This window comes from Pseudoduganella umbonata, assembly GCF_014192225.1.
Taxonomy (GTDB): domain Bacteria; phylum Pseudomonadota; class Gammaproteobacteria; order Burkholderiales; family Burkholderiaceae_D; genus Rugamonas; species Rugamonas umbonata.
In genome coordinates this window covers 68,669-85,432 of sequence record NZ_JACHXS010000010.1, presented here as the reverse complement: position 1 = coordinate 85,432, position 16,764 = coordinate 68,669, and the positions used below count along the sequence as shown (strand labels likewise).

Sequence of the window (16,764 nt, the reverse complement as noted above, 5' to 3'; positions counted from 1 at the left end):
GATGGAGGCAATATGCACATGATGACGATCCGGGATTGGACACTGCGTGCCGGCCGGATGGCTGCGGCGGCCTGTATCGGCGCGCTGTTGATGGCCTGCGGCGGCCGCCAGCCATCGCTGACCCAGCACACCGTACCGGTACCAGCCATTGGCGCAGACGGCTACTATGCCATTGGCCGCGCCGAACATGCTGCGCGCCGGTTCGATGCCGCGCAACGCGCATGGGATGCCGCACTGCGGCTCGATCCCCGCCATGCCGATACCCGCAACGGCATGGCCGTGCTGGCGGCCGAGCAGGGCAACTATGGCAAGGCGATCGCCCTGTGGCGCAAGCTGGTCGAAGAAGCCACGGGGTTGCCGCCGGCCGAACAGGCCTTCCTGCTCGGGAACCTGGGCTATGCGCTGTACCTGCACGGCGGACGCGACGAAGCGGTAACGCTGCTGGAGCGCGCCTGCGTGCTGGACCCCCATCAGCCGCGTGCATGGGAACACCTTGCCAGTGTGCTCGAAGCGCAGGGCCACGCGGACCGGGCGCTGCAAATGATGAGCCAGGCGCGCACGCTGCGAACGCACGATATCCGCCACGATTATGCGTTGACTGGTACGCGCGCGCCGCAGGCAGCGATGTCCGCAGCGGCCGTGCCCGCGGCATTGGGCCCGAGTCCGTGGCCGGACGGTCTCGCCCGTACCGAGCTGCGAAAGACCGGTGCCGTGATCGAGGTGCACAGGGTCACGGCTGCGGCGGCGCAGCCGCTTCCCGCCAAAGACGAACGCGATGGCGCCGATGAGCTCTACGGCAAGGGCGGCGACGGAGCCGTGCGGCTCGAGATCAGCAATGGCAACGGTGCACGCGGCATGGCCGCTGCCTGGAAGCGCCGGCTGGCCGGACCGGAATGGAAATCGGTACGATTGACGAACGAGAAACCCTATGCGGTGCCGGTAACGCGCATCGAGTACCGCGGTGATGCCAATGCATTCGCAGTGGCGCGTGCGCTGGCCCGGCGTCTCGGCCTGCCTGCGCCGCAACAGCTGGCGAACGGTGCTGCCCGCACCGACCTGCGCATCGTGCTGGGGTGGGATCAGCGCACCCTTGCCGCGCCAGCGGCGAAAGCATCCGCGCTGGTGGCCATGCAGGCCGGTGACGGAGGGCGATAACGCTGTCGTGTGCCCGGCCGGTTGCCGGGCCAATGCCAGTACGGTGACCGCTCAGTGCTGGTACCGTGCCAGCTCAGTGCCAGTTCACATGGCCCAGGCCGCGCGCGCTGGCGCTGCGGCTTGCAGGCCGGCCATACACGCTGGCCGAACCAAGGCCGGTCAGGCGCAGGTTGGCGGAGGTCTTTGCAAACACGGTAGCGCCACCCAGGCCCGTCATGTCGACGTCGACGCTGTCCGATTTCAATCCCTGCGCATCGAGGCTGCCGACGCCGCCGAGACGCGCGCGCAGGTTGCGGCTTTCGCCGCTGACCACCATCTGGCCGGCACCGCGCAGGTTCAGTGCCACGCTTTCCGCCAGTCCCATATTCACGGTCATGCTGCCGGCGCCGTTCAGGTTGGCGTCGAGGTTGCGGTATTGCGCCTGCATGCGCACGGTACCCGCGCCATCGAGCGCGATGCGCAGCCGTTCGCCCGAGAAACCATGCACGTCGGCGGAACCGACGCCGGCCGATACCAGTTCGGCCAGGTTCGGCAACGTCAGTTCGGCGCTCAGCGCCGGGCGGCCGAGATGGATGCCCTGCAGGTCGGTGCCGATGCGCAGCGTATCGCCGCGCTGGGTCACCACTACCTTCGGCAGGTAACGCCGTTCACCCGAGATCGTCAGTGCCGGCTGTGCGCCCTGCTTGAGCGTCAGGTCGATCACGCCATCCAGGACCACCTTCACGACACGCGCATCGACGGTGCGGGACTCGCTGGCGATGTCGGCCGCCGCGACCGCGCCGCCCGTGCTGGCGTACAGGGCCACGGCCATCATCGTGGCGTTGACAAACTTGTGCATCGGGGTCTCCGTTCGCTCGGGTGACCGGGGGCTTACAGCGCGGCTTTTTCAGCGGCGCTCAGGCGTTTCGCGCTGACCGTCACGACCGCCATCGGCGCGCCTTCGACGGCTACCGCGTACACCTTCGGTTCCGGTGCCGCGTGGCCGATACGGGCCACGGCGGCGCTGGCCATGCTGGTCGCGCCGACGATGACGACGCTGGCGAGGAAGATGGTTTCCATGTGTTTGGCGATGTTCATGATGCGCTCCTTTGAGGTGTTCAGTCAGTGCCGGGTTGGCGTTGTGTGCTGCGTTGATTGAACTATAGGGAGCCCGCGGTTCGTCCACCATGCGGATGCGACGAACGGCGGTTTTCGCCAGATGAACTGCATTTCCGGCGCGCCGTGCCTGCGCCGGCTGGTGCGTGCCGATGAGCCGGAGAAGCGGCGCGCGGAGCGCCTGTCAGATCTGCGCGGCGATGGCCTCGCCCATCTGCGTGGTGGAAGCCTGGCCGCGCATGTCCGGCGTATGCGGTCCCTCGCGCAGCACCTGTTCGATCGCCGCCATGATGGCGTCGTGCGCCGCCTTGAAGCGCGCATCGCCATTGCCGAGGAAGTCCAGCATCATCGCGCCGCTCCAGATCATTGCGACGGGGTTGGCGATGTTCCTGCCGTAGATGTCCGGTGCCGAGCCGTGCACCGGTTCGAACAGCGAGGGCAGCGTGCGCTCGGGGTTCAGGTTGGCCGATGGCGCGATGCCGATCGTGCCGGTGCACGCGGGGCCCAGGTCGGACAGGATGTCGCCGAACAGGTTCGACGCAACCACCACGTCGAAGCGCTCCGGGCTCAGCACGAAGCGCGCACACAGGATGTCGATGTGGTACTGGTCCCACTTCACATCGGCATACGATGGCGCCATGGCTTTCACCCGTTCGTCCCAGTACGGCATGCTGATCGAGATGCCGTTCGACTTCGTCGCGGAAGTCAGGTGCTTCTTCGGGCGCGACTGCGCCAGTTCGAATGCGTATTGCAGGATCCGGTCCACGCCCTTGCGGGTAAATACCGATTCCTGCAGCACGGTCTCGCGGTCGGTGCCTTCGAACAGGCGGCCGCCGGCCGACGAATACTCGCCTTCGGTGTTCTCGCGCACCACGTAGAAATCGATGTCGCCGGGCTGCTTGCCGGCCAGCGGGCACGGTACGCCCGGCATCAGCCGCACCGGGCGCAAATTCACGTACTGGTCGAACTGCCGGCGGAACTGGATCAGCGAGCCCCACAGCGAAACGTGGTCCGGCACCGTGTCCGGCCAGCCGACCGCGCCGAAATAAATCGCGTCGAAGTCCTTCAGCTGCGCGAACCAGTCGTCCGGCATCATCTTGCCATGCTGCCGGTAATAGTCGCAGTTGGCCCATTCGAACGTGGTGAATTCCAGCGGCAGGTCGAAGCGTTTTGCCGCCGCCTGCAGCGTGCGCAAGCCTTCCGGCATGACTTCCTTGCCGATGCCGTCACCGGCGATCACGGCGATGCGTTGAGTCTTCATGGAATCTCCCCTGGTTGAATGCGTCCAGCATAGCGGCTTTACGAATGGATATAATCCGCATTTTCGTCACCCTACTGTTCACGCATCGTGAAGAAAATGCCTGAGCTGGACGATCTGCAGCTGTTCTGCACCGTCGTGCGTCTGAAAAATTTTGCCGCTGCGGCCCGTGCGCTCGGCATGTCGAATGCCTTTGTCAGCAAGCGTATCGGCATGCTGGAAGAGGCGTTGGGGGTGCGCCTGTTGCATCGCACCACCCGTACCCTGGCGCTGACCGAGCAGGGCCAGGTGGTGCATGGCTGGGCGCTGCGGATCGTGGACGACGTCGAACAGATGGGCGAGGCGGTGTCGACCGAAAAGATCGCGCCTGCCGGCCTGCTGCGCCTGTGCACCAGTTCGGGCTTTGGCCGCAACCGCGTGTCGCCCGCGCTGTCCGCGCTGGCGAAGCGCTATCCGGCGCTGGAAATCCAGCTGGAACTGCTGGACCGGTCAGTCGACCTGATCGGCGAGGATTTTCACCTCGACATTCGCGTTGGCCAGGCGCACGAGCCCCACCTGATTTCGCGCCGCCTTGCCCGCAATGCACGGGTACTGTGCGCAGCGCCGTCCTACCTGGCGGAGAACGGCGCGCCGGCCACGCTGGCAGGACTTGCCTCGCACCGCTGCATCGTGATCCGCGAGCGCAACGAGGATTTCGGGCGCTGGACCCTGCAAGGGCCGCGCGGCATGGAAACCGTGAAGGTGAGCGGGCCGCTGTCGGCCAGCAATGGCGAAGTAGTGCACGGCTGGGCGCTGGATGGCCACGGCATCATCTTGCGGTCCGTGTGGGACGTAGGCCCGTCGCTGGCGCGGGGCGAGCTGGTGCGTGTGCTGCCGGAATACGAGCAGCCGGCGGACGTCTGGGCGATCTACCCGTCGCGCCTGTCGACGTCGGCACGACTGCGGGTGTGCGTCGAATTCCTCGAGGAATGGCTGCGCAGCCAGCAGGAGGCTGACGCGATCCCCTAATCAGGCCGCTTCGTCCTCTTCATCCACCCTGGCCGCACGCATCCACTGCACCAGCGGCAGCGCATCCTTGAACCCGCCGGCGATCAGCGGCACCAGCGCATCCGGATCGTTCAGGTCCAGGTCCACGTCGGTCCAGACGAAAAAGCTCTTCAGCTTGATGAACTCGATGTGCTCATGTTCAGGGTCGAAGCCTTTAGGTGGGCGCTGCAGCTTGCCTTCGTTCTGGATCGTGCCATAGGTGGCCTTCAGGCCTCGGCTGTTCAGCGCTTTGCGGAAACCGGCCGCATCTTCCACCATGTGCCGGCGCAACGCGCGCAGCCGGTGCGGCGGCGGCATGTATTCGCCGGCGCCGAACTGCAACTGGCCGTGGCCGTTCAGCTGGAAATAATAGGTGGGTCCGCCGGACTGGCTGGGGCGCCGCAAATCGCTGGGCGCCAGCGCAGCCGAGAAGTTGTCCTTGTACGGCCGCTTGTCGTGGGCGAAGCGCACGTCGCGGTTGATGCGGAAGATTGCCTTCTTCGGATTGCAGAACTTGACCTCGCGATCGAATTTTCCTGTTTCGGCAATCACCTGCGTCACGAGTTCCGTGAATTCCTCGCGCAGGATATCGTAGCGTGGCTTGTTCATCACGAACCACGGGCGGTTGTTGTTCTCGGCCAGCTCTTGCAGGTAGCCGTTCAGGTCACGCAGGTGCATTGATTTCTCTACTTTTTAGGGACTGGGCGCTTGCCCACGGTGATCGCCAGTTCGGATTCGCGGTTCTTGCGCAGCACGCGCATCGTGGCCTTGCCGCCCGGTTCCAGCTGGGCAATCAGGTTCAGCATCTCGGTGGTATCGCGCACCGGCTTGCCGTCGACCGAAAGCAGGATATCGCCCGGCTTCATGCCGCCCTTGTCGGCAGGGCCGTTGCGCACCACGCCGGCGATGATCGCGCCGCTCTCGCGCTGCAGGCCGAAGCTGGTCGCCAGCTCGGGCGTGATCTCCTGCGATTCCACGCCGATCCAGCCGCGTACCACGTGGCCGCTCTTGATGATCGATTCCATCACCGTTTTTGCCGTGCTGACCGGAATCGCGAAACCGATGCCCACCGAGCCGCCCGTTTGCGAATAGATGGCCGAATTAATGCCCAGCAGGTTGCCGTTGGTGTCGATCAGCGCGCCACCCGAGTTGCCGAAATTGATCGCCGCATCGGTCTGGATGAAGTTCTCGAAATGGTTGATATGCAGGTTGTTGCGGCCCAGCGCGGAAATGATCCCCATCGTCACCGTCTGGCCCACGCCGAACGGATTGCCGATCGCCAGCACCACGTCGCCCACCTTGGCGCCATCGACATTGCCGAGGACGATCGCCGGCAGTTGCTTCAGCTCGATCTTGATGACGGCCAGGTCCGTTTCCGGGTCCGTGCCCACCAGCTTGGCCGACGACTTGCGGCCATCCGCCAGCACCACCTCGATCTCGTCCGCCGCTTCCACCACATGGTAATTGGTGAGGATGTAGCCATCGGGGCTGACGATCACGCCGGAGCCCAGGCTGTTCGGGTCGTCTTCCTCTTCCTCGCTGTCGTCATTGCCGCGGTCGCCGAAGAAACGCTTGAAATACGGATCGCGCAGCAATGGGTGCTTTTCCGGCATTGCCTTCGACGTCAGGATATTGACCACGGCCGGCATTGCCCGGCCCGCGGCGGCGCGGAACGAGTTGGGCGTGGGCGCGGGGGCTGCCACCATGGCCGAGGCCGGCTGAGCCGCGGTGCCGAGCTGTTGAATCGTGCCGGGGCGTGCGGGCGGCCAGTCGGGCCGCACCGCGGAATAGACGAAATACAGTGCCAGCACGATGGTCACCGCTTGCGCAAACAATAACCACAGTCGTTGCATGGCGTTCCTACAGGGATGGCGGCTCGCAGCCGCTCGGTTATTTTTTCAGGGCGTCGCGGATTTCACGCAACAGCACGACCTCTTCGGCCGCCGGCGCCGGCTCGGCCGCCGCGGCGGGCTCCTCGAGCCGGTTACGGGCTTTCTGGACGAGCCGCACCATCTGGAAGATCACGAACGCCAGGATGAGGAAGTTTAACAGGATGGTGAGGAAGTTCCCGTAGGCGAGCACCGCACCCAGTTTCTTCGCCTCGGCCAGCGGCAGGCCGGGATCCTGGTTATTCAACGGGAAATAATAGTTGGCGAAATCCAGCCCACCGATCAGCTTGCCGATAGGCGGCATGATGATGTCCTGCACCAGCGAATCGACGATCTTGGCGAACGCGGCGCCGATGATCACGCCCACCGCCAGGTCGATCACGTTACCCCGCATCGCGAACTGCTTGAATTCCTTCATCATGGCCATGACGATCCTCTTCCGGTTATAAGTTATTACTTCCTGGATCATACTGTCTTTTCAATACCGAACCCAAGCGGGCGAGGGGTGTTTACAGTGCGCCGCAACATGGCGACCATTTTTACTATTGCAACCTTTTCGCTTTGATGAGTGTTTATGTTCACTTATAATTTTGTGTTGCTGTAGGTCTGTTGTCGCTTTACAAATATTCGAATTTTTATAAGATTGGGGTTTGTATGAGCATTGAGAAGCAGGTCGATCCCAGCCGGCGAGGTCTGTTAGTAGCCACCTGCGCCGCCGGTGGCGTGGTAGGACTCAGCACTGCAGGCGTTCTCGTCAGCACGTTTCAACCCTCCGAGCGCGCCAAGGCCGCGGGCGCTCCGGTCGAAGTAGACATCTCCTCCCTGGCTCCCGGCGAAATGGTCACTGTCGAATGGCGTGGCAAGCCGGTCTGGGTCCTGCGGCGCACCACTGAAATGCTCGCTTCGCTGAAGAAGACCGACGGCCAGGTGGCCGATCCCGGTTCCGAGCGCAATCCCGACGAATTCACCCCCGAGTACTGCATCAACGAAGCGCGCGCCCGCAAGCCCGAGTACCTGGTTGCCATCGGCATCTGTACCCACCTCGGCTGCTCGCCTTCCACCAAGTTCACCCCTGGCCCGCAACCATCGCTGCCCGACGACTGGGCCGGCGGCTTCATCTGCCCCTGCCATGGCTCCACGTTCGACCTGGCCGGCCGCGTGTTCAAGAACAAGCCCGCGCCGGACAACTTGGTAGTGCCGCGCCACATGTACCTGAGCGACACCCGCATCCTGATCGGCAAAGACGAGAAAGGCGAGGCATAACATGGGCGCGTTCAAGGAGACGAAACTGCCGGCCGATGCGCCGGCGGCACAAAAGGCGCTGGGCTGGATCGACGACCGCTTTCCCCTGACCAAGCTGTGGAACGACCAGTGGGGCCGCTACTACGCGCCGAAAAGCTTCAACTACTGGTACATCTTCGGCTCGCTGGCGATGTTCGTGCTGGTGCTGCAGATCGTGACGGGCATTTTCCTGACGATGCACTACAAGCCGGATGCCAACCTGGCGTTCAACTCCGTCGAATACATCATGCGCGAGGTGCCCTGGGGCTGGCTGGTGCGCTACATGCACTCCACCGGCGCCTCGGCATTCTTCATCGTCGTCTACCTGCACATGACGCGCGCGCTGCTGTACGGTTCCTACCGCAAGCCGCGCGAGCTGATCTGGCTGTTCGGCTTTGCCATCTTCCTGTGCCTGATGGCCGAGGCCTTCTTCGGCTACCTGCTGCCATGGGGCCAGATGTCCTACTGGGGCGCGCAGGTGATCGTCAACCTGTTCGGCGCGATCCCGCTGATCGGCCCGGACCTGTCGCTGTGGATCCGCGGCGACTACGTGGTGTCCGACGCCACGCTGAACCGCTTCTTCGCCTTCCACGTGATCGCCATCCCGCTGGTACTGCTGGGCCTGGTGGCCGCGCACCTGATCGCACTGCACGAAGTGGGCTCGTCGAACCCGGACGGCATCGAAGTGAAGGAAAACATGGGGCCGGACGGCTACCCCGTCGATTCGATCCCGTCGCACCCGTACTACACGGTGCACGACCTGTTCGGCGTGTCGGTATTCCTGCTGATTTTCTCCGCCGTGGTGTTCTTCGCGCCAGAGATGGGCGGTTATTTCCTCGAGTACAACAACTTCCTGCCGGGCGATCCGTTGAAGACGCCGCTGCACATCGCACCGACCTGGTACTTCACGCCGTTCTACTCGGTATTGCGCGCCACCACCGCCGACTTCATGTGGGTGCTGATGGCCGCCGTGGCCGCGTACGTCTGCTTCCTGTGGCTGAAGTCGAAGCTGTCGTTCGTTACCAAGGTAATCATCGCCGTCATCGCCATCGTGGCGATCATCGGCATGCTGCCGCAGGTGCTGGACGCGAAGTTCTGGGGTGTGGTGTTCTTCGGCGGCTCCGTCATGATCCTGGCGTTCCTGCCGTGGCTGGACCACTCGCCGGTGAAATCGATGCGCTACCGCCCGTCCTGGCATAAATACCTGTTTGCGCTGCTGGCCGTCGCGTTCGTGGCGCTGGGTTACCTGGGCACGCAGGCACCGTCGGTGATCGGCACGATCGTGTCGCAGGTGGCCACGCTGTACTACTTCGCGTTCTTCCTGCTGATGCCGTGGTGGAGCACGATGGGCACCTTCAAGAAGGTCCCCGATCGCGTCGTCTTCCATGCACACTGAACCGGCCATAGGCAAAGGACACGAATGATGAATTTCACGAAGAAGTTTTTCGCCTCGACCTTGTTCTCGCTGGCGACGCTGCTGCCGGCCCTGGCAGTCGGGGCCGAGGGCGGCCACCCGCTGGACCGGGCGCCGGACCGGTCGACGAACATGGCGGCATTGCAGAACGGCGCCAAGCTGTTCGTCAATTACTGCCTGAACTGCCACAACGCCTCGTCGATGCGGTACAACCGCCTGCGCGACATCGGCCTGTCGGAAGACCAGATCCGCAACAACCTGCTGTTCACTGGCGAGAAAGTGGGCGAATTGATGACCACCGCCATGCCCGCCAAGGATGCCAAGGCCTGGTTCGGCGTGGTACCGCCCGATCTTTCCGTGATTTCGCGCGCGAAATCCGGGCCGGGCGGCTCCGGCGGCGACTATCTGTATACTTACCTGCGCACCTTCTACAAGGACGACACCCGGCCCACCGGTTTCAACAACCTGGTGATCCCGAACGTGGCGATGCCGCACGTGCTGTGGCAGCTGCAGGGTGTCCAGGCGGCGAAATGGGTGGACGAGAAAGATCCGCACGACGCCACCAAGACGATCCACAAGTTCGCCGGCTTCCAGCAGGTGACACCCGGCACCATGAGCCAACTGGAGTTCGACACCGCGGTGGCCGACCTGGTCGGTTACATGGAGTGGATGGCGGAACCGGCCGCGCAAACGCGCAAGCGCCTGGGCGTGGCAGTGCTGCTGTTCCTGTCGGTGTTTGCCTTCCTCGCCTGGCGGTTAAATGCCGCGTATTGGAAAGAAGTCAAATAAAAATTTGATTTCTGCTTGCCGATTTTGGTAAGGTCTCGTTTTTGCTCCGCGCGCTAACCATGCCGCGCGGCCAACTGGGGTGAACCGTTCGCGGTCTCGCCCCCTTTGTTTTCTTAAGGAACTACCAACATGATGGTTCTCTACTCGGGCACCACCTGCCCATTTTCCCAGCGCTGCCGCCTGGTCCTGTTTGAAAAAGGCATGGATTTCGAAGTGCGCGACGTTGACCTGTTCAACAAGCCGGAAGATATTTCGACGATGAATCCGTACGGCCAGGTGCCGATCCTGGTCGAACGCGAACTGATCCTGTACGAATCGAACATCATCAACGAGTACATCGATGAGCGCTTCCCGCACCCGCAGCTGATGCCGGCCGACCCGCTGATGCGCGCCCGTGCCCGCCTGATGCTGTTCAACTTCGAGAAAGAACTGTTCGTGCACGTGCACACGCTGGAAAGCGAGCGCAACAAGACGAACGACAAGAGCCACGACAAGGCCCGCGCCGAAATCCGCGACCGCCTGACCACGCTGGCACCGCTGTTCCTGAAGAACAAGTACATGCTGGGCGACGAGTTCTCGATGCTCGACGTGGCCGTGGCGCCGCTGCTGTGGCGCCTGGATCATTATGGTATCGAACTGTCGAAGACCGCCGCGCCGCTGATGAAGTATGCCGAGCGCATTTTCTCGCGCCCGGCCTATATCGAAGCGCTGACGCCGTCCGAGAAAGTGATGCGCCGGTAATTCGCCTTTGGCGGATTCGCGGAAGCTAGTGCAGTACCGGCGGCCCTTTGACAAGGACGCCGGCTTTCCAAGAATAATCATGGCAGAAATTTCTACCAAGCCTTACATGCTGCGCGCCATTTACGAGTGGTGCACGGACAGCGGCTACACGCCCTACCTGGCGGTCAAGGTCGATTCCGCGACCACGGTACCGATGGAGTACGTGAAGAAGGGCGAGATCGTGCTGAACATCAGCTACGGCGCCACGGCTGGCCTGAAGATGGACAACGACAGCATTCGCTTCAATGCCCGTTTCGGCGGGGTGTCGCGCGAGATCTTTATCCCCGTCAACAATGTGATGGCGATCTACGCCAACGAGAACGGGCAGGGCATGGCGTTCGAACCTGTGCTGGGCCAGTCTTCCGCACCGGCTCCCGCACCCACGGTGGAACCGCCCGCGCCGGCGCTGTCTTCCGTGCCATCGCCATCGGCGCCGGCACCTGCCGCGGTACCGGCCAAGTCCGACGACAACGGTCCGGACGATGGTGGCGACGGTCCCAAGAAGGGCGGCCGGCCCACCCTGACGCGCATCAAATAGCGTATAATTTCGCTGTTGTTCAGATCACGCCGGCTTAGCTCATTTGGTAGAGCAGTTGATTTGTAATCATCAGGTGGCCAGTTCGAAACCGGCAGCCGGCACCAGAATTAGCAGTAAACAAAAAAGGGTGAATGCGTATCGCGCATTCACCCTTTTTTGTTGCATGGCACAGTGTCCCGATCAGCCCCGATTCTGTCCGATCGTCGCCCCCGGCACCAGCACCGGCTGCCACAACACCTGCAGCGACGCCGCCGGCACCCCTTCCAGCAGCGCCAGCAGCATCGCCCCCATCTTCGCTCCAGCCGCCCGCGGATCGGGTTGATCGATGGTCGCCACGTCCAGCCCGGCCAGTGCATCGGCCATACGCCCCCACACCACCAGCGACATGTCGTGCCCGATATCGATTCCCGCATCGAGCAGCGCCCGCACGGCGCCCACGCCGGACAGGTGGCTGTCGACGATCACCGCCGTCGGCCGCTCGCCGCAGGCCAGCAACTGCTGCATCGCCTGGTAGCCGCTGCGCCGGTCAATCGCCGACTCGATCAGGTAACGGGGATCGACGGCGAGTCCGGCGCTGGCCAGGTGATCGATGAAACTGTCGCGCCGCTGCCGCGCAAAGTTCAGGGTCTGCGGGGAACCGAGCAGGGCGATGCGCCGATGCCCGTGCGCCAGCAAGGCGTCGAGCGCCAAACGGATGCCGGCGGCGTTGTCGTAATCGAACCAGGCGTGGTGTTCGCTGGCATTGGTGCGGCCATGCGCGACGAACGGAAACCCCGCTTCCGACAGGAACGCGATGCGCGGGTCGTCCACCAGCGTGCGGCTGACGATGAGGCCGTCCACGCGCCGGCCCAGCACCATCTGCTGGTAGGACGGCAGTTCGTTCGACGGTGACACCGGCGCAATGATGAAGTTCATGCCGGCCGCTTCCAGCGCGGCGGAAATGCCGCCGACCACGTCGAGGAACATCGGATCGCCCAGGTCGGCCGGCAGCAGTGGATACAGGATGCCCAGCACATTGCTGCGGCCGACGGCGAGGTGGCGCGCCACGGGATTGGCCCGGTAGCCGCTGGCGGCCGCCGCGGCCAGCACGCGCTCGCGCGTGGCCGCGGAAACTTCCGGGTAGCCGTTCAGCGCGCGGCTGACGGTGGTCTTCGACATGCCGAGCGTGTCGGCCAGGGCTTTCAGGTTCATGCGGCGGCAGGGCGGTGGAGCGGGAGGGCGGTCAGTGCCCGAGCGGGGGCGATTCGCCGCCGATTATAGCGGAGCCCTGCGTGCCGCCGCCGTTGGCGCCTTCGACCGCGCGGCGGAACAGGAACAGCATCACCAGCACCACGGCGATCGGCACCAGGGTCAGGTAGAACGCGAAATGGCCGCTGAAGGCGCCGAACACATAGCCCGTGACCAGCGATCCCGTGGTGCCGCCCAGCGCCGAGAAAATCACCAGCAGACCCGTCATCGGCGCGTGCTGGTGCTGTGGCAGGGAGCTCAGCATCACCGAATTGATGCCCGGGTAGATCGGCGCCATGAACAGGCCGATCAACGGGAACAGGAAGGTGGCCGCCGGCGCGTTGAACCAGGTGATGCCGGCATCGGGCACCACCCCTTGCGTCAGCGGCAGCGCCACCAGCACCACCGCGCCCATGCCGATCAGGCAGCCGTTCATCACCGGGTACCAGTGCAGCTTGCGCAGCACCACGCCGGCCGACAGCCGCCCGATGGCCAGGCATGCCGCGAAGATGCTGGTGACCTGCACGCTCATCGCCGCCGGCAGGTGCAGGATCTCGTTGTTGAACGTCGGCAGCCAGGTGCCGACGCTTTGCTCGATCAGCACGTACAGGAAGGCGGTGACGACGAAGATGCACACCAGCGGCTTGAAGAACAGCTTCAGCATGGCGGCGAAATCCTGCGCCGGCGTGCTGCCTGCCGGCGGTGCCGCCAGCCGTTCATCGAAGCGGGTACCGAGCAGCAGCAGGAACGTCAGCGCGCACAGCGCCGCGAGCGGCCAGTAGACGTTCAGCCAGCTTTGCGAGCGCGGGTTGGCCGAATCGATGAAGAAGCTGAAGACCCAGTAAGCGCACAGCACGCCCACCATGAAAAAGCCTTCCAGCGTGTTCATGATGCCGGCGTGCTCCTTGCGGCTGGTGGCGACCAGGCCCAGCGTCGAGTAGACCGACACCTTCACCAGCGCGAAGGCCACGCCGACGCACAGGAACAGCAGCTTCGCGGTGGCAAAGCCCGGCACCAGCGGCATCGCCACGCAGGCGCACGTGACGATGGCCAGGCCGATCAGCATCGCGCGCTTGTAACCCAGCCGCGGCAGGAACGACGCGACCAGGAACGACACGACGGCGATCGGCAGGTCCTTGAACCCTTCCAGCACGCTGGCGGCGGACTTGGCCACGCCGTAGTTGTTGATGACCTGCAGGATCACGGTGCCCACGCTGTTGAGCAGGATCGCGAAAACGAAGTAAATCAGGAACAGGATGAACAGGATACGGCGGCGTTGCATGGTGTCTCCTCCAGGTTTTAATTTTTTATGCTGGTCAGTTCAGGGGAAACGCCGCCAGGTCCGGGATTACGATGTCGGCTTGCGCCAGCACCCGAGGATCGCCGACACCGATCGCATACATTCCGGCCGCCTTGATCGATGCCACTCCGGCCACCGCGTCTTCGACCCCGAAGCAGTCGCCCGGCGCCACGCCCAGCTCGCGGGCCGCCTTGAGGAAGATCTCCGGATCGGGCTTGCCCCGCGCGATCGTGCCGGCATCGACCACGTAGTCGAACTTGCCGGTGATGCCGAGCCGGTCCAGCACTTCGAACGCATTGCGGCTGACGGAGGCGAGGCCGATCTTCAGCCCGGCCGCGCGCGCCGCATCGAGCGCCTCGACGGCACCGGGCAGCAGGTCGGCCGGCGTCATCGTGGCGATCAGCTCCTTGTAATGCTCGTTCTTCTCGGTGGCCAGCGCCAGCTTTTCCGCGTCGGTATAGCTGCGCGTGGCCGAGGCCAGGATCAGTTCGAGCGATCCCATCCGGTCGATGCCCTTCAGGTGTTCGTTGAACGCCTCGTCGAAATGCACGCCCTGCGCTTCGGCCAGCCGCTTCCAGGCCAGGTAGTGATAGCGGGCCGTATCTGTGATTACGCCATCGAGGTCGAAGATCACGGCTTTGAACTGGGACAATGGGCTCATGCGGCCTCCTGGTGTTCGGGTTGGGCGGCGGTCAGCGCGACCGGCTTGCCATGGTGGGTGAACTGCAGCGACTCGCCCTGCACCAGTCGGTAGGTGGTGCCGGCGGCGTTGACGCCCACCTGCAGCAGGCAGCCGCGCAGCTGGATGCGGAAGCGGTATCCCTGCCAGCGTGCCGGCAGGGTGGGGGAGAAGCGCAGGCTGCCGCCATCGGTGCGCATGCCGCCGAAGCCATAGGCCACGCCCAGCCAGGTGCCGGCCATCGCCGCCGTGTGCACGCCGTGGCAGGTGTTGCCATGCGTGTCGTCCAGGTCGAGGCGGGCGGTTTCCATGAAGTAGTCGTAGGCCTTGTCGGCATAGCCCACTTCGGCGGCCACGATCGAGAAGATGCACGACGACAGCGACGAGTCGTGCGTGGTCACCGCTTCGTAGTAGTCGAAGTCGCGCCGCTTGTCGTCCTGCCCGAAGCGCGACGACAGCAGCAGCAGCGCCAGCACCACGTCGGCCTGCTTGCACACCTGGTGCCGGTAGATCACCATCGGGTGGTAGTTCAGCAGCAGCGGATAATTGGCCGGCGGCGTGTTGGCGAAGTCCCACGGCTTCTTCGACAGGAAGCTGTCGTCCTGCTCGTGGATGCGCAGTTCCGCGTCGTACGGCAGGTACATCAGCCGCGCGGCATTGGCCCATTCTTCCGGCTCGGCCGGATCGAGCGCCATCGACTGGGCGATGCGCGCGTAGTCGTCCGGGAATTGCGCGGCAAGCCGGGTCGCGATGGCGGCGGCGAATTCCAGGTGGGCCTGCGCCATCGCGTTGGTGTAGTAGTTGTTGTTGACCAGCGCCGTATACTCGTCCGGCCCTGTCACCTCGTTGATGACGAAGCGGCCGTGACGGTCGATGCCGCCGATGCCGGTCCAGATGCGCGCCGTTTCCATCACGATCTCGGCGCCGTGCGCGCGCAGCCAGTCGTCGTCGCCCGTCGCGTCGAGGTACTGGCGGATCGAGTAGGCGATGTCCGCATTGATGTGGTACTGCGCGGTGCCGGCCGGGAAGTAGGCCGAGCACTCCTCGCCGGCGATGGTACGCCATGGGTACAGCGCACCCTTCGCGTGCGACATCTGGCGCGCACGGCGGCGCGCCGATTCCAGGCCCGCCCACCGGTACTCCAGCAGGGCACGGGCGATCTCCGGCTTGTTGTACAGGAAGAACGGGAAGATGTAGATTTCCGTGTCCCAGAAATAGTGGCCCTCATACCCTTCGCCCGTGACACCCTTGGCCGAGATGTTGGTCTTGCCGTCGCGGCCCACCGATTGCAGCAGGTGGTACTGGTTGAAGCGGATACCCTGCTGCAGCAGGTCGTCGCCGTCGATTTCCACGTCGGACTGTTGCCAGAAGTCCGCCAGGTAATCGGCCTGGCGCGCGGCCAGCGCATCGAACCCTTCGCGCCTTGCGTGGTCCAGCAGCTCATGGCTGCGCGGCATCAACTCCGCCTCGGGATAATCGCGCGACGTGTGATAGCAGGCGTACTTGCGCACGGTGATTTTTTCGCCCTGCGCGGCGGCCATGGCATACGACTGCTCCAGCCGCAGTCCGTCGCGGCTGCAGCGTGCCTCCGCGGGGGCTTCGGTCAGCGTGGCGCTGACCAGCATGAAGCCGCTGTTGCGGGTACGCTGCATCAGCGCGCTGAAGTTCCCTTCCTGCTCGGCCAGCATTAATTGCAGCGAAGCGCCGGAGACGGCCGAACCGATGCGCGGATCGTCGCCCGCTTCCAGGTTCTGCACGGCGCCGTCGAGCGACGACACGATGCGCAGCGTGCCGGAAAAGTTCAGTGGCGTGACCTCCACTTCCAGGGCCAGCAGGTGGCGGTTGTCCAGGCACACCAGCCGGCGGCTGCGCAGCGCGATCGACCGGCCAGACGGCGAGGTCCACGTCAGCGAGCGTTCCAGCACGCCGCGGCGCAGGTCCAGCGACCGTTCGTAGTCCTTCAATTCCCCTTGCAACGGGTCGAAGCGTTCTTCGTCGAGCCAGATCGCGATGCCCTTGGCATTCGGCACGTTCAGCATGAACTGGTTGGTCCTGGCCAGCGCATGCGCCGTCTCCGGGTAATGGATCGGCTCGGATTCGTAAAAGCCGTTCAGGTAAGTACCGTCGCGCGACGTGCCGGCCGGCCCGCTCCAGCCTTCTTCGGCCGTGCCGCGCACGCCGATATACCCGTTGCCCAGGGCGAACAGTGTCTCATTGAGGAAGTGTGTCGCGGGGTCCGGTGCCGCTTCGCGCAGCGACCAGGGGTCAGGGGGGAAGCGGTGCTTCTGGGCTTGCATCTTGTCTCCTTCAAACCGGTTTGAATTTGATGTAAA

Annotated in this window: 17 protein-coding genes and 1 tRNA gene; 8 read left to right on the top strand and 10 right to left on the bottom strand. The window is 64.2% G+C overall.

What is annotated here, in order from left to right:
* Positions 1 to 18 precede the first annotated feature (18 nt).
* Positions 19 to 1,155 (top strand): LytR C-terminal domain-containing protein, encoded by a 1,137-nt coding sequence (locus tag FHS02_RS22870; protein ID WP_175424890.1) that lies wholly within the window; start codon positions 19 to 21, stop codon positions 1,153 to 1,155.
* Between the two features lie 73 nt (positions 1,156 to 1,228).
* Here the strand turns inward: FHS02_RS22870 and FHS02_RS22865 are convergent, their stop codons facing one another.
* From FHS02_RS22865 to FHS02_RS22855, 3 genes are all read right to left on the bottom strand, one after another.
* Positions 1,229 to 1,993, bottom strand: a complete 765-nt coding sequence (locus tag FHS02_RS22865) for a GIN domain-containing protein (RefSeq protein WP_137315635.1) — start codon at positions 1,991 to 1,993, stop codon at positions 1,229 to 1,231.
* A gap of 32 nt (positions 1,994 to 2,025) precedes the next feature.
* On the bottom strand, positions 2,026 to 2,232 hold the full coding sequence (locus FHS02_RS22860; protein WP_137315636.1) for a hypothetical protein: 207 nt from the start codon (positions 2,230 to 2,232) through the stop codon (positions 2,026 to 2,028).
* A 202-nt stretch (positions 2,233 to 2,434) separates the two neighbouring features.
* Complete coding sequence (locus FHS02_RS22855) at positions 2,435 to 3,511, bottom strand: tartrate dehydrogenase (RefSeq protein ID WP_137315637.1); 1,077 nt, start codon at positions 3,509 to 3,511, stop codon at positions 2,435 to 2,437.
* 96 nt (positions 3,512 to 3,607) lie between these two features.
* Between FHS02_RS22855 and FHS02_RS22850 the strand changes: the two genes are divergently transcribed.
* Positions 3,608 to 4,516, top strand: a complete 909-nt coding sequence (locus FHS02_RS22850; protein WP_221403930.1) for a LysR family transcriptional regulator — start codon at positions 3,608 to 3,610, stop codon at positions 4,514 to 4,516.
* On the opposite strand, the gene FHS02_RS22845 is transcribed toward FHS02_RS22850, so the two are convergent.
* The 3 genes from FHS02_RS22845 to mscL are packed head-to-tail and all read right to left on the bottom strand — an operon-like array spanning position 4,517 to position 6,850.
* Positions 4,517 to 5,212, bottom strand: a complete 696-nt coding sequence (locus FHS02_RS22845) for a DUF2461 domain-containing protein (protein ID WP_137315639.1) — start codon at positions 5,210 to 5,212, stop codon at positions 4,517 to 4,519.
* An 8-nt stretch (positions 5,213 to 5,220) separates the two neighbouring features.
* A complete protein-coding gene (locus tag FHS02_RS22840) occupies positions 5,221 to 6,387 on the bottom strand; it encodes a Do family serine endopeptidase (RefSeq protein ID WP_137315640.1) in 1,167 nt (388 codons plus the stop codon).
* Positions 6,388 to 6,424: 37 nt separating this feature from the next.
* Positions 6,425 to 6,850 carry a large conductance mechanosensitive channel protein MscL gene (gene mscL / locus FHS02_RS22835; protein ID WP_137317607.1) on the bottom strand — a complete coding sequence of 142 codons (426 nt, stop codon included), beginning with the start codon at positions 6,848 to 6,850 and terminating at the stop codon, positions 6,425 to 6,427.
* 227 nt (positions 6,851 to 7,077) lie between these two features.
* On the opposite strand from mscL, the gene petA reads away from it, so the two are divergent.
* From petA to FHS02_RS22805, 6 genes are all read left to right on the top strand, one after another.
* Positions 7,078 to 7,686 (top strand): ubiquinol-cytochrome c reductase iron-sulfur subunit, encoded by a 609-nt coding sequence (gene petA, locus FHS02_RS22830; protein WP_137315641.1) that lies wholly within the window; start codon positions 7,078 to 7,080, stop codon positions 7,684 to 7,686.
* 1 nt (position 7,687) lies between these two features.
* Positions 7,688 to 9,100 carry a cytochrome b gene (locus FHS02_RS22825; protein ID WP_137315642.1) on the top strand — a complete coding sequence of 471 codons (1,413 nt, stop codon included), beginning with the start codon at positions 7,688 to 7,690 and terminating at the stop codon, positions 9,098 to 9,100.
* A gap of 27 nt (positions 9,101 to 9,127) precedes the next feature.
* Positions 9,128 to 9,907 (top strand): cytochrome c1, encoded by a 780-nt coding sequence (locus FHS02_RS22820; RefSeq protein WP_137317608.1) that lies wholly within the window; start codon positions 9,128 to 9,130, stop codon positions 9,905 to 9,907.
* Positions 9,908 to 10,036: 129 nt separating this feature from the next.
* Positions 10,037 to 10,648 (top strand): glutathione S-transferase N-terminal domain-containing protein, encoded by a 612-nt coding sequence (locus FHS02_RS22815; RefSeq protein ID WP_090436157.1) that lies wholly within the window; start codon positions 10,037 to 10,039, stop codon positions 10,646 to 10,648.
* A 79-nt stretch (positions 10,649 to 10,727) separates the two neighbouring features.
* The gene (locus tag FHS02_RS22810; protein WP_137315643.1) at positions 10,728 to 11,225 is read left to right on the top strand and encodes a ClpXP protease specificity-enhancing factor; all 498 of its coding nucleotides are present in this window, start codon (positions 10,728 to 10,730) and stop codon (positions 11,223 to 11,225) included.
* A gap of 28 nt (positions 11,226 to 11,253) precedes the next feature.
* A tRNA-Thr gene (locus FHS02_RS22805) sits at positions 11,254 to 11,329 on the top strand.
* A gap of 76 nt (positions 11,330 to 11,405) precedes the next feature.
* Here FHS02_RS22805 and FHS02_RS22800 read toward each other — a convergent pair.
* The 4 genes from FHS02_RS22800 to FHS02_RS22785 are packed head-to-tail and all read right to left on the bottom strand — an operon-like array spanning position 11,406 to position 16,728.
* The gene (locus FHS02_RS22800) at positions 11,406 to 12,416 is read right to left on the bottom strand and encodes a substrate-binding domain-containing protein (RefSeq protein WP_137315644.1); all 1,011 of its coding nucleotides are present in this window, start codon (positions 12,414 to 12,416) and stop codon (positions 11,406 to 11,408) included.
* A 31-nt stretch (positions 12,417 to 12,447) separates the two neighbouring features.
* Positions 12,448 to 13,734, bottom strand: a complete 1,287-nt coding sequence (locus FHS02_RS22795) for an MFS transporter (RefSeq protein ID WP_137315645.1) — start codon at positions 13,732 to 13,734, stop codon at positions 12,448 to 12,450.
* Positions 13,735 to 13,768: 34 nt separating this feature from the next.
* Positions 13,769 to 14,413: a beta-phosphoglucomutase gene (pgmB, locus tag FHS02_RS22790; RefSeq protein ID WP_229422304.1), complete on the bottom strand. Its 645-nt coding sequence runs from the start codon at positions 14,411 to 14,413 to the stop codon at positions 13,769 to 13,771.
* Positions 14,410 to 16,728 (bottom strand): glycoside hydrolase family 65 protein, encoded by a 2,319-nt coding sequence (locus tag FHS02_RS22785; protein ID WP_137315646.1) that lies wholly within the window; start codon positions 16,726 to 16,728, stop codon positions 14,410 to 14,412. The genes pgmB and FHS02_RS22785 overlap by 4 nt, the downstream gene beginning before the upstream one ends.
* Between the last annotated feature and the right edge of the window lie 36 nt (positions 16,729 to 16,764).